Origin of the sequence: Pseudoselenomonas ruminantium (assembly GCF_900104055.1) — a bacterium.
Classification (GTDB): Bacteria; Bacillota; Negativicutes; order Selenomonadales; family Selenomonadaceae; genus Selenomonas_A; species Selenomonas_A ruminantium_C.
The window spans coordinates 44,142-56,204 of record NZ_FNJQ01000025.1 but is presented as its reverse complement, the minus strand read 5'-3'; the positions used below and the strand labels follow the sequence as shown (position 1 = coordinate 56,204).

Here is a 12,063-nt window from a genome sequence, read left to right as displayed (position 1 = left end):
CCAAGAAACGGAATTGACAATCAGCACGAACCGTTGCTCCCATAACAAGAACATCGATGTAATTGCGGCTTCCAGCCGGAACATATCTGCAGACACAAACGAAGCTTTGGGTGGAGGCGGGGATGCTTATTCGCCGACGGAACGACTGCCTGAACGAAGTGAAGGCTGGCCCGCAAACCGTTGTTACTGGAAACTGAGCTGAATATACGCGCCGCCGGCCTGCCCGGCGCAGGTAACTAAAACAGTACGCACTATTGCTGGCGGGTCATTTAGTGAAGCGGCGAAGAAGTATCCCCGCCTCCGCCCCACTACGCTGTAACAGATTTAGATTAAGCTCGCATTGACAAACTGCAATTTATATGTGTGAATGCAGGTATTATCTTTTGGCAACGGTAAAGAAAGGGACTTTTGACCGATTTTGACGGATTTTTGCAAGTTTAATCTTGACAAAGCAGGAGAAAGCTTGTAGACTGTAAATATGAAATTGGTTTCATACAGATTCTTTACAGGATTTATTCTTAGAAGCGCGAATTAATAGAAGGAGGCTTTTCCGATGAAGGAAATTCGTTTGGACAGCCCGCTCAATGGTGAGCTGGTAGAGCTGTCTAAGGTAAACGATCCGGCTTTTGCCAGCGGGGCCATGGGCTTTGGTGCGGCAGTGAAGAACCCGGAAGGCAAGGTTTATGCACCGGTTGATGGTGAAGTTACGGTATTCTTCGAAACGAAGCATGCCATCGGCATTCATGGTGTGAATGGCGAAGACCTGCTGATTCATGTTGGTCTGGACACGGTCAAATTGAATGGCGAGCATTTCACGGCACATGTGGAACAGGGCGCAGCCGTCAAAAAAGGCCAGCTGCTGCTGGAATTCGATGCCGAGGCAATCAAGGCTGCCGGCTATGATGTTACGACGCCGTTCGTTGTAACCAATTCCAGTGAGTTCGAGAAAATCACGATTGCGCTGGGCGACAAGGAAATCGTATCTGCGCAGGCTGAAGCTAAGGCTGAAACGGTTACGGCTGATGATGAATACGCTGACCTGCCGAAGGAAGCCCGCGTAGCCAAGCTGATCGAGAAATATGTGGGCGGCATGGACAACGTGCGCAACGCTGAACACTGCGCTACGCGCCTGCGCCTGATCATTAACGATAAATCCAAGATCGACGAAAAGGCCATTGAAAACATCGATGGCGTAAAGGGACAGTTCTTTGCCGCTGCCCAGTATCAGATTATCCTGGGCACGGGCTTTGTGGATAAGGTCTTTGCGGAATTCACCAAGGGTACGACCTTCTCCGGTACGAGCAATAAGGAAGAAGCGTATGCTCAGATGACGCCGCTGCAGAAGATTTCCCGTACGCTCGGTGACGTATTCGTACCGATTATCCCCGTACTCGTGGCAACCGGTCTCTTCATGGGCCTGCGCGGTGCTGCGCAGAGCCTGGGCGCGGAGTTCAGCCCCAATGTGCTGCTGCTTAGCCAGATCCTGACGGATACGGCCTTCATCTTCCTGCCGGCACTCGTTTGCTGGTCCACGATGAAACGCTTCGGCGGCACACCGGTTATCGGCCTGGTCCTTGGCCTGATGCTGGTCGGTCCGCAGCTGCCGAATGCCTGGGCTGTTGCTGGCGGTGATGTGAAGCCCATTCCCATGGAAGTCTTTGGTATGACCATCGGTATCGTCGGCTATCAGGGTTCTGTACTGCCGGCATTGGTGCTCGGTATCTTTGCTGCCAAGCTGCAGAAGGCACTCAAATCCGTTGTTCCTGATATCATTGATCTGATCGTTACGCCGTTTGTTACCCTGTTCATTTCCATGATCCTCGGTATCCTGATCATCGGGCCCATCATGCATGCGCTCGAGACGACGATCTTCGGTGCGGTTTCCGCCTTCCTGCAGATGCCGATGGGGATCGGCGGTTTCATCGTCGGCGGTTTGCAGCAGGTTATCGTAGTATTCGGTGTACACCATGTGTTCAACGCCCTCGAAGTGCAGCTGCTGGCTACCACGGGCGTCGATCCCTTCAATGCCATCATCACGGGTGCTATCGTAGCCCAGGGCGGTGCGGCTGTAGCCGTTGCCATGAAGACTCAGGACCCGAAGAAACGCGCACTCTACATTTCCTCCGCTGTACCAGCTTTCCTGGGCATCACGGAACCGGCTATCTTCGGTATCAACCTGCGCTTCATGAAGCCGTTCCTCTACGCTCTCGTAGGCGGTGCCTGTGCTGGCGGTGTGGCTAGCTTCCTGCATCTGGCAGGTACGGGTATGGGGATCACGGTTCTGCCGGGTACGCTCCTCTATCTTGACCATCTGCTCGAATATATAATTGTAAACCTGATCGGTTTTGGTATAGCGTTTGCTTTGACCTTCACGCTGTTCAAACCGGAAGAATAAAGTTAGGGGAAGGCTATGCCTTCCCCTTTTTTACAAAGGAAGGTGAATCCCATGGAAAATTTCAATAAACAGGAAATCGATGCGAAATTAAAGGAAACTTTCCCCTTGGAACATCGCTGGCATAACCGCTTTCATCTGGAAATGCCCTTTGGCCTGATCAATGATCCCAATGGAATGGCTTATCATGATGGGAAATTCCATATCTTCTATCAGTGGAACCCGCTGGGATGCGAGCATAAGAATAAATGCTGGGCCCATACGGCTACGCGGGATTTTGTCCATTACAGCCTGCCGGAACTGGCACTCTGGCCGGACGATGTGCATGACAAGGATGGCTGTTACTCCGGCTGCGGCACGGTGGAGGATGGGCGTCTGCGTGTGCTCTACACCTGCAACCGCAAGGAAGACGGCGTGCGCATTCCGGCCCAGCGCTTCGGCAGCTTGAAGGGCGATAAGGTCGAGAAGGAAGAAATCATCGTTCCCGACCATCCGGAAGGCATCACCGGTCATTTCCGTGATCCTTACCTTTTTACCCGCCGGGGTAAGCGCTACTTTGTGATCGGAGCCCAGCGGGAGGCCGATGAAAAGGGAACCGTACTGATTTATGAGGAGACAGCTGAAGGCTGGAAGAATCTGGGCGAGGTAAAGAACCGTTTGGGCGATTTCGGCTATATGTGGGAATGTCCCAATCTCGTGCAGTTCGGCAGTTATGATGTGCTGATCTTCTGCCCGCAGGGCTTGGAGGCCAGGGAGTTTGACCGGCAGAATATCTATCAGGCTGGTTATATCGCCGGTCATCTGTCTCTGGACAGCATGGATATGATGCAGCATACGAAATTCCAGGAACTCGACCGCGGTTTTGACTTCTATGCACCGCAGGTGCTCACGCATGAAGGCCGGCAGATCCTGATTGGCTGGATGGGGATGCCGGACAAGGATAGTGAATATCCGACGGCGGAATTGGGTTGGCAGTACAGCCTGACCATGCCCCGCGAACTGCGGCTGCGTCAGGGCCATATCTATTCCCGCCCGGCCCGCGAGCTGAAGGACCTGCGCATTGCCGAAACGGCTGTGGAACTGGAAGCAGAGGATATCAAGGAAATCAGCCGGCCCTTGTTTGAGGGTTCTGAGATCCTGCTGGATATGGACCTCGGTGAGAGCAAGGAAATCGTAACCACGCTGGCTTATGGCACGGAGAAATTGCGTTTTATCTATGACCGCAAGGAACAGGTTATGTCCATTGACCGCAATGAGATGAAAAAAGGCGGCCGGGGCGTGCGGCGCTTCAAGCTTTTTGCCGATGAAAACCTGTCTCTGCAGATTTTCGTGGATAAGACGGCTGTGGAAATATTCTTCCAGCATGGTGAGGAAGCAGCCAGCATCCTGGTGTTCCCCGAAAAGAATATTCGCCCGGAAATCACCATTGCAGCAGATGGTGAGCTTAAGTCCCTGAGCGGCAAGATTTGGGAGTTGGACAGCTTCAGATTCAACGCCTGAGAAAAGAAAAAGGAATAAGCCCCTGAAACCATTGGTTTCAGGGGCTTATTCCTGTCAGAAAACGGCTGGGGAAGCCGTACGTCAGTTGTTTACTGCGCGATCTTCGAACGTTTCTTTCAGTGGAATTCGTCTAATTCGGTCGAAGGGGATTGACTCAAACGAATAACGAATGTCTAAATACGCATCAGTCCGATTGAAGATGACCTTCTTCAGGGAAAATTTTGAGGTCTTCTTGATCCGGTTGATATAATACTGCGCATCTTCCGCTGAAAATGTTCCGTTCTCGATAATAACGCGGACGTTATCGACTATCATGGGGAAACACCTCCAACAAATAAAACACCGCATAAGCTGCCTATTGGGGATTATCAGGGACGGCTGCTTATGCATTCCTTGTTGTTAGCGAAGCAAAGGAATAGAGTATTCTTCAACAACTCAATATACAGTATACACTAAGATATGACGATTGTGAAGTACCAAAAGTTACCAATATTCCCCAAAAGTCCCAATTTAAGTGGAATTATTTCCAGTGATGGGGGTTTACGTAACAATCTCGCCCGTTTTTGATGGTTTTTAGCGTTTTTTGCAGGATTTTTTGTTAGTTAGTCATATAAACAATTATAATCAGTCATAAAATGAAATATATACTAAAGTTATTTGTTATAGTTGATGCGGAAAAGTATTGACTTTTTTCCAGCTTATGGTACACTATAGGTATCCCGAACAAGGGGAGTAGCTGAACGGCCAGATATCGTCAATACGGTGCAGGGCACCCGGTATGGCCGGCTATGATTAGTTAGTAAGCGAGACCTTGTCTTGCAGGAGCTTTTTCAAGTTATCTGTAAGGCAAGGTCTTTTTTGTACAATAAAGAAGGAGTTGGAAGGTTAGAAATGGAAAATATCTTTGCAGGGATGTTCAGTCCCGAATGGTTTGCGGCATTATCCGGAATTCTGCTGCTGGATATCCTGCTGTCCGGGGATAATGCGATACTGATTGCCCTGGCCTGCAAGAATCTGCCGGAGCATAACAAGAAAAAAGCCATCTTTATCGGTGGCTTTGGCGCAGTGTTCATTCGTATCGTCTGTACATTATTTGCCACCAGCGTGCTGGCAGCGCCCTATATCGAATTTATTGGCGGTGCGGCACTGCTCTATATCGCTGTGAAGCTGGTTACCGACCATAAGGAAAACAGTGAGGAAGGTGAGGCTCCGGCAAATTTTGGGGCGGCAGTGCGTACGATTCTGATTGCTGATTTCATCATGAGCATTGACAATATCCTGTCGCTGGCCGGTGTGGCCAATACCGTGCCGGAGGGTAAATGGAGCCTGATCATCGTGGGGCTGCTCATATCTATCCCCATTGTGCTCTGCGGGGCGCAGATTTTTCTCAAGCTGATGCAGAAAGTCCCTGCTCTTATCTATGCAGGCGCAGCCATCTTAGGCTGGACAGCAGCAGAACTGATGACGGCGGATAAAGGACTGGGCATGTATCTTGTGGATTACGCGCTGGCACTCAAAGTGCTCTTTGTAGCTTTAGTGCTGGGGATCGGTTATTACCTCAACCAAAAATACAAAAAGGAAATGAAAATGGGAGTGACGGAACATGAATAACTTAAAAACTTTGATGCTGATGGTGCTCTTGTGTGCAATGATGATTTTTGTCGGCGGTCTGGTGGGCGGCAAAAGTGGTATGATGATTATGCTGATGATTTCGCTGGGCATGAATGCCTTTTCGTATTGGTTCAGCGACAGCATGGTACTCAAGATGTACAATGCCCGGGAAGTGAGCCGGAATGAAGCTCCGCAGCTCTATGGCCTGGTGGAGAATCTGGCTGCCAATGCCCAGCTTCCCATGCCGAAGGTCTGTATTATTGAGTCTGAAGTACCGAATGCTTTTGCTACAGGCCGTAATCCTTCGCATGCGGCAGTGGCTGTGACTACAGGCATCATGCGCACGCTGGATTACAATGAGCTCTCTGGCGTGCTCGGTCATGAACTGGCGCATGTCAAGAACCGTGATATTCTGACGGGGACGATTGCCGCCATGATGGCTACGGTCATTTCCTATGGCGTACAGTTCTTTGCCCTCTTTGGCGGACGTAGTGATGATGACGAAGGAGGTAATCCGATTGCAGGACTGGTGGCCGTGATCCTGGCACCGCTGGCAGCCAGCCTGATTCAGATGGCTATTTCTCGTTCCCGTGAATATGAGGCTGACCATGATGGCGCCGAAATCTGCGGCAATGCCAACTATCTGGCTGATGCCCTCGAAAAAATCGAATATTATGCGGTGAACGGGCGTCAGATGAGTGATGCCACGCCGGCTACAGCCCATATGTTCATCATCAACCCCTTCTCCGGGGCCATGTCTTCGATGAAGAAGCTCTTCAGCACACATCCGGAAACCAGCGAACGCATTGCCAGACTGCGTGCTCAGGCTAATGGACGCTAAGATAAGCAAAAGAAAAGCCTTCCCAAAAGGGAAGGCTTTTCTTATTTTGTCAGCTTATCAAATTCTGCCTGTGGCAGCGGTGCAGTAAGTCCCATGATAGCCAGAATCTGGATCAGGGCCGTTTCTTTTTCGCAGGTATTGCGGATGATATGGGTGCATATCTTCCATAGGTCGAATTCCTTGTTGTTTTCCGCATATTGCAGGTGATATTTTATTTCGTTGTTGTTGTAGCCCTGCCGCAACAGGCGGTCAACCAGGGTTACATAATCCACCATCAGGAAGATAGTGGCCAATTTCTTTTTGATCAGCTTGCTCATAGGTTTGAGTCCTGTGATCTCCAGGATCAACACGCTGATGGTATGATCCCGCAGGGCATTTAAGATATCGTCTTTCTTATAGCCATAAGATTCACCTTTATGGGTGAATTCCACAACCAGATCCAGCTGGGAAAATTCCTCCCGGCTGACGGTTATATATAAATCCTCCCGTTTGATCTGGAAACGGTTGGTTTTTTGTTCGCTGAAATCCTGTGTGGTGTAGACCGGAATAAAATGTATCCCCATTTTTTTTAGTTCGGCGGCCATGGTGGCCTTGCCGGAAGCTTGCGCACCCATCAGTGCGTAAATCTTGTTTTCCATCTTTATACGTCCTTTTTGTCATAGAAAACACAAAAGCGGGAACTACCGAACGTTCCCGCTTTTGCCGCCTCTATACCTTCTGCCTACAACAACATACTAGATGTCGTTGTTCTCCCTCTTTTATAATACAACACTTGCCTATTCATTTCAAGAGAAAAAATGCAATTTCTGTAAATTTGTGGAAAATGACTGGGAAAGGAGGGTTTCGGAAAACGATGGCGAATATATAAATTAGTATTCAACCATAGATATAGCAAGAATTTGAGCAATTTCTGGGAGGGGTTCACAATGTATTTCTATTGTGAGAAATGTAAGAAGCCGTATCCGTTGAACACGCATTCTTATATGTGTGAGTGCGGGGGAATGTTCCGCCTGCATAAAGATCCGATGGATGAGGTGCATGGCGAGATCACTTTGGGGGAAGTGGAAACGCCGCTCTTGCCGTTAAAAGTTGGTAAGCTGGATGTGTTGCTGAAACTGGAAAATCTGCAGCCGACCGGTTCGTTCAAGGACCGTGGGGCGCATACGCTGATCAATGAAATCCATCATCTGGGCATCAAGAAGATCGCGCTGGACTCGGCAGGCAATGCCGGTGCCTCCATCGCTGCCTATGCAGCCGCCGCGGGGATCGAATGTACGGTCTATGTACCGGATGATATTTCCCCGGAAATGAATAAGCAGATCGAGGCCTATGGGGCCAAGATCGTCAAGATTCCCAATGGCCGTATGAGTGCTTGCGCTGCTGTAAAGAAGAATCTCGGCGATGCCTACTATGCTTCCCATGTATACAATCCGCTGTTCTTTGAAGGCATGCGCTCCATGGCCAAGGAAATGTATAAGCAGCTGGGCAACAAGATTCCGGAATATGTCTTTATGCCGGTAGGCAATGGCACCATGATGATTGGCCTTTATTTAGGCTTCATGGAACTGGGACGCCTGCCGCATTTCGTAGCCGTGCAGAGCAGCAAGTGTGCACCGCTCTATGAGGCTTTCAAGGTCGTGGATGAACAGCCGAAAAAGACCACGATTGCCCATGCTATCCGCATCGAACGTCCAAAACGCATTACGACCATGCTCGAGATCCTCAAGCAGACCGGCGGGGATGTAGTGACCGTGGAGGATGCGGAAATCCTCAAGGCCAAGAAATTCCTGGGCACCAAGGGCGTCTATGTGGAGCTGACTTCGGCTGCCGCTTTGGCTGGTGCCGAGAAATTCTTTGCGGGCGGCAAGCCGGATAACTATAAGGTAGTTATCCCCATGACGGGCAGCGGCCTGAAGCGTTGATGACGTTGCTATGAGGAGAAGTCCTATGCTGCACGGGATAATCGATATCGGTTCCAACACCATACGCCTGGCGGTCTACCTCATCGAAGGCGGTCATTTTGAACAGCTGATGAAACGGAAACATACCGTGGGGCTGGCTTCCTACGTGGAAGATGGCATCATGCAGCCGGAAGGCATCGAGCGGGCGGTGGAGATCCTGCAGGAATACAAGAAGCTCCTGCACTGTTTCAAGATAACGAAGGTGGCTGCCTTTACCACGGCGGCTTTGCGCAATGCCAGGAACAGCCGGGAGGCTGTGGGTGAGATCGAGCAGCGCACAGGCATCAAGATACGGGTGATCAGCGGTGATGAAGAGGCTACCTTTGACTTTATCGGTGCCACGCACAGTTTGAACAATGCATCTGGGCTGCTGATTGACATCGGCGGCGGCAGCACGGAAATCGTCACCTACAGCGAGCGACAGATCGTGCATAAGACCAGCCTGCCCATCGGCTCGTTGGGGTTTGCCAAGAAATACGTCAGTTCCATCCTGCCAACGATGAGCGAGTGTACGGAAATGTATGGCGAAGCAGAAGCGACTATCGGTGCCGCTGAGGATTTCCTCAATGTCTGCGAGGCGGAAATCGTCGGCATTGGGGGAACATTCAAAGGGGCTTGCGCCCTAAATAATGAATTGTTTAATCTGCCCGCTGCCAACCGGCGGCTGGAAACCAAAAACATCCGCACGCTCATCAGTACCTTCGTGACGGATCTGGGGCTGACGCAGGAAATGACCGTAGCCTTGATGCGGTCAGTTCCTGAACGGATACAGACCATCATTCCCGGCCTGGTCATTGCCAATGTACTGGCCAGACGATTCCAGAGTCACTGGATAACCTATAGCGATTCGGGGGTTCGGGAAGGCTATATATACGATCAGATAATCGGTAAATAAAAACAGAGGCTGTGCCTGCACAGCCTCTGTTTTGTTGGTTTTATTTCAAATTGTCGAATTCGCCATCTTCTTCGCCTGCAATCTCGTAGCAGTCGCGGCCTTTTTCCTTGGCGGTGAACAGGGCGAGATCAGCTGCATGGAGCAGGTGATTGAAGGTCTTGCCATTCTGCGGAGCGATGGCAATGCCGATGCTGGCGGTGATGCCAACGTTCTCGCCACCGATGGTGAGTTCGCGGGCCATCTTATTGATTTCGGCAGCCTTGCGCTTGATGATGGTCAGATCCGTCTGATGGTCGATGATGACGACGAATTCATCACCTTCCAGACGGCCTACGCAGTCATAAGCACGGAAGATATCTTTCAAGCCGTTGGCAAAATTCTGCAGGATGCGGTTACCGTGCTGATGGCCTTCATCCTTGGTGGCTTTCTTGAAGTTATCAAGGTCGATCAGGAAGATGGCCAGCATGCCAGGGGCAAAGGATTCCTCATATTCCTGCAGGCGCTGGCGGCAATTGCTTTCCACAGCAGTCCGGCTGCACAGGCTTGTCAGTTCATCGCGTTCGGCTTCCTGCCTCATGTTGTCGCGCATGAAGCGCATCTCATTGATAGCTGTAGCCATTTCTCCCAGTTCGTCTTCCGAGAGAATTTCCAGTTTACTGATGTCGTTGCTGCCCTTTACCAGGTCCGTAACCACCTGGCAGATCTTCCGGATGGGGACGGTAATGCGGTTGGCCAGGAAATGGGACATCAGGCTGACCAGCAGCAACAGCAGCAGGCCGATAATACCGGCTTGGATAACTTCGTTATTGACGGATCTGTAGACCGCACTGGCAGGTTGAACCGTTGCTACGCTCCAATTGGTCAACTGATTGTGAGAACAGGTGACGAAAGTATTGTGGTCATTGAGTTTGACTTTGCCAACACCATTGTCACTATCCATGATGCGGATGATCTTCTTGTAATAATCTGTATCATCTGTGCCGACAGCAGACGTGTCCGAATGGGCGATAACCTGGTTCTCCTGGTCCATGATGATAACGGCGGTGTTTTCATCGGCCTGAGCCTGAATGAATTCTTCGAGATTCTCGAGGTTCAGATTGCGCTGCAGCATGCCGATGGGGTTATGCTGTTCATCGAAGATGGGGACTTCCAGCACGACGATCTTCTTGCTGGTGGACATGCTGACAATGACGTCCGAGACATATTCCTTGCCCGCCATTGCCATCTGGAAATGATGGCGCTGTGTCACGTTGACTAAAGGTTCATTATCGCTGCGTACTAACTGTTGGCCGGCGGCGTTGGTGACGACCGTGAGATTGTTGTCATGAAAGATCTCGTCGTTGTTCCGTAACATTTCATGGATGATCGCCTCATCCGCCGCATTGGGGGTTTTCAGGTAATTGATGACCGGTTTGGCCGCCGCCAATGTCCGCAGGACGTAGAAGTTATTCTGCAGGCTGTAGTTCAGATGTTCGTTGACGATGGCATTGCGCAGCCAGCCGGAAGTCTTAGCGTGATTTTCCGCATGGGCTGCCAGCCGCAGACCGCCATAGAAAAGCACCGCCAGAAGGGGAATCATGCCCATAAGGGTAAAAATCAGGAATAATTTGTTTTTTATACTCTTTTTGCTCATTCCTTTGCACCTCTTTTGCTATGATTACCTGATAATTTTGATAGTTATAACATTATATCCATTATAAACCTATCAGCATTTTTTTTCTACGGATAAAATTGAAAAATGAATAAAATCTGAAAAAAAATAGACAGAAAATAAACAAATGAGTAATCTGAGAAGACAAAGTTATTGCGTCAAGAAAATGCCGGTGATATAATAAAAGAAAAAGTAAAGGTTATTATTATTGCAAGAATACAGACAATTTACTTGAGTCTGGGAGTATGAAAAATCTGAAGATGTGAAGGTGATGCCCATGTTTTCCAAGCTGATGGATGTACTGAACGATTTACAGCCCAAGCAGTTGTTGTTGCTGGCAGGGGGAACTGCGGTAGTGATGTTTTTGACCGTTTACCTTGCTTTGACAGGTCTGGCTCATCATGAGGAGGCGGTGACAAAAAACGTACCAATAACGCAGGCCGTTACAACACAGGTGGTCGTGGCCAAGGATGATATACCAGCCCGGACCGTAATCCAGTCAGAGATGCTGGAAATGAAGGAAGTTCCCAATGATGCTATCCCCAGAGGGGCGGTCATGAGTATGCAGGATGTCGTGGGACAGCCGGCGGCGTCGATGATCTATGCGGGTGATGTCGTCACCTTATCCAAATTGGTGACGGACAAGAATAAGACAGGGTTTGTCGGCGAGATTCCGGAGAACTGCCGGGCCGTGTCTGTCGGTGTCAGTGAGATTACCGGTGTAGCCGGATTGGCCAAGCCAGGCGATTATGTGGATGTAATCCTCGTGGAAAAAGGCAGTCAGGGGGCTACGAGTCGGTTCCTGCTCAAGGATGTATTGCTGTTGGGCATCAACCAGAGTACCAACAGTGATAAGGATGGCGATAAAAACAACAAGACGAAGGCCAAGCCCGCTACGGCGACTTTGGCCCTGCAGCCTGACGATATGCTGCAATTGGTATCGGCAGCAGCTATCGGCGAGATCTATCTGGCCCTGCGTCCCTTCCATACACAAGATACGGGAAATTTCCTGAATACTTATACGATAAATTCCAGCAAGGGAAATGAAGTATTGAAGGCTTCCACAGCTGCCAATAGCGCACCAGCACCAAGCTATCGTGCACCGGTATCGGCTCCGGCTCCGGCGCCTGCCAGAGCGCCAGCGGCACCGAGGCCGTCCGCAGGCTATGAAATCATTCAGGGAGACAAAATTATTACGAATTGAAGGTGGAC

General features: G+C 50.2%; 11 protein-coding genes. 8 read left to right on the top strand and 3 right to left on the bottom strand.

What is annotated here, in order from left to right; translation table 11 throughout:
- The 3 genes from BLQ59_RS16045 to BLQ59_RS10985 all read left to right on the top strand — a co-directional run.
- On the top strand, positions 1 to 202 hold a 202-nt coding region (locus BLQ59_RS16045; protein ID WP_176756792.1), incomplete at its 5' end, for a hypothetical protein.
- 351 nt (positions 203 to 553) lie between these two features.
- Positions 554 to 2,395: a glucose PTS transporter subunit IIA gene (locus tag BLQ59_RS10990; RefSeq protein ID WP_074572938.1), complete on the top strand. Its 1,842-nt coding sequence runs from the start codon at positions 554 to 556 to the stop codon at positions 2,393 to 2,395.
- Positions 2,396 to 2,446: 51 nt separating this feature from the next.
- Complete coding sequence (locus BLQ59_RS10985; protein WP_074572937.1) at positions 2,447 to 3,892, top strand: glycoside hydrolase family 32 protein; 1,446 nt, start codon at positions 2,447 to 2,449, stop codon at positions 3,890 to 3,892.
- Between the two features lie 81 nt (positions 3,893 to 3,973).
- Here BLQ59_RS10985 and BLQ59_RS10980 read toward each other — a convergent pair whose 3' ends face one another.
- Positions 3,974 to 4,207: a hypothetical protein gene (locus BLQ59_RS10980; RefSeq protein WP_041914204.1), complete on the bottom strand. Its 234-nt coding sequence runs from the start codon at positions 4,205 to 4,207 to the stop codon at positions 3,974 to 3,976.
- A gap of 576 nt (positions 4,208 to 4,783) precedes the next feature.
- Here BLQ59_RS10980 and BLQ59_RS10975 point away from each other — a divergent pair.
- Positions 4,784 to 5,503: a TerC family protein gene (locus BLQ59_RS10975; RefSeq protein WP_074572936.1), complete on the top strand. Its 720-nt coding sequence runs from the start codon at positions 4,784 to 4,786 to the stop codon at positions 5,501 to 5,503.
- Positions 5,496 to 6,344, top strand: a complete 849-nt coding sequence (gene htpX, locus BLQ59_RS10970) for a zinc metalloprotease HtpX (protein WP_074572935.1) — start codon at positions 5,496 to 5,498, stop codon at positions 6,342 to 6,344. Before BLQ59_RS10975 ends, htpX begins: the two co-directional genes overlap by 8 nt.
- Before the next feature lie 41 nt (positions 6,345 to 6,385).
- Here htpX and BLQ59_RS10965 read toward each other — a convergent pair whose 3' ends face one another.
- Positions 6,386 to 6,982, bottom strand: coding sequence for an AAA family ATPase (locus BLQ59_RS10965; protein ID WP_074572934.1), 597 nt, complete (start codon positions 6,980 to 6,982; stop codon positions 6,386 to 6,388).
- Between the two features lie 288 nt (positions 6,983 to 7,270).
- Here BLQ59_RS10965 and BLQ59_RS10960 point away from each other — a divergent pair, with 288 nt between their 5' ends.
- Positions 7,271 to 8,266 (top strand): pyridoxal-phosphate dependent enzyme, encoded by a 996-nt coding sequence (locus BLQ59_RS10960; protein ID WP_074572933.1) that lies wholly within the window; start codon positions 7,271 to 7,273, stop codon positions 8,264 to 8,266.
- Positions 8,267 to 8,291: 25 nt separating this feature from the next.
- Entirely contained in the window at positions 8,292 to 9,200 is a 909-nt protein-coding gene (locus BLQ59_RS10955) for a Ppx/GppA phosphatase family protein (RefSeq protein ID WP_074572932.1), read from the top strand.
- A 40-nt stretch (positions 9,201 to 9,240) separates the two neighbouring features.
- On the opposite strand, the gene BLQ59_RS10950 is transcribed toward BLQ59_RS10955, so the two are convergent.
- Positions 9,241 to 10,833, bottom strand: a complete 1,593-nt coding sequence (locus BLQ59_RS10950) for a sensor domain-containing diguanylate cyclase (protein WP_074572931.1) — start codon at positions 10,831 to 10,833, stop codon at positions 9,241 to 9,243.
- 295 nt (positions 10,834 to 11,128) lie between these two features.
- Here BLQ59_RS10950 and cpaB point away from each other — a divergent pair, with 295 nt between their 5' ends.
- The gene (gene cpaB / locus BLQ59_RS10945) at positions 11,129 to 12,055 is read left to right on the top strand and encodes a Flp pilus assembly protein CpaB (protein WP_074572930.1); all 927 of its coding nucleotides are present in this window, start codon (positions 11,129 to 11,131) and stop codon (positions 12,053 to 12,055) included.
- Positions 12,056 to 12,063: the final 8 nt, after the last annotated feature.

What these genes read in the sequence shown, in the direction of transcription:
- BLQ59_RS10990 (WP_074572938.1), top strand. Translation starts at nt 554, where the DNA reads ATGAAGGAAATTCGTTTGGACAGCCCGCTCAATGGTGAGCTGGTAGAG.
- BLQ59_RS10985 (WP_074572937.1), top strand. Translation starts at nt 2,447, where the DNA reads ATGGAAAATTTCAATAAACAGGAAATCGATGCGAAATTAAAGGAAACT.
- BLQ59_RS10980 (WP_041914204.1), bottom strand. Translation starts at nt 4,207, where the DNA reads ATGATAGTCGATAACGTCCGCGTTATTATCGAGAACGGAACATTTTCA.
- BLQ59_RS10975 (WP_074572936.1), top strand. Translation starts at nt 4,784, where the DNA reads ATGGAAAATATCTTTGCAGGGATGTTCAGTCCCGAATGGTTTGCGGCA.
- htpX (WP_074572935.1), top strand. Translation starts at nt 5,496, where the DNA reads ATGAATAACTTAAAAACTTTGATGCTGATGGTGCTCTTGTGTGCAATG.
- BLQ59_RS10965 (WP_074572934.1), bottom strand. Translation starts at nt 6,982, where the DNA reads ATGGAAAACAAGATTTACGCACTGATGGGTGCGCAAGCTTCCGGCAAG.
- BLQ59_RS10960 (WP_074572933.1), top strand. Translation starts at nt 7,271, where the DNA reads ATGTATTTCTATTGTGAGAAATGTAAGAAGCCGTATCCGTTGAACACG.
- BLQ59_RS10955 (WP_074572932.1), top strand. Translation starts at nt 8,292, where the DNA reads ATGCTGCACGGGATAATCGATATCGGTTCCAACACCATACGCCTGGCG.
- BLQ59_RS10950 (WP_074572931.1), bottom strand. Translation starts at nt 10,833, where the DNA reads ATGAGCAAAAAGAGTATAAAAAACAAATTATTCCTGATTTTTACCCTT.
- cpaB (WP_074572930.1), top strand. Translation starts at nt 11,129, where the DNA reads ATGTTTTCCAAGCTGATGGATGTACTGAACGATTTACAGCCCAAGCAG.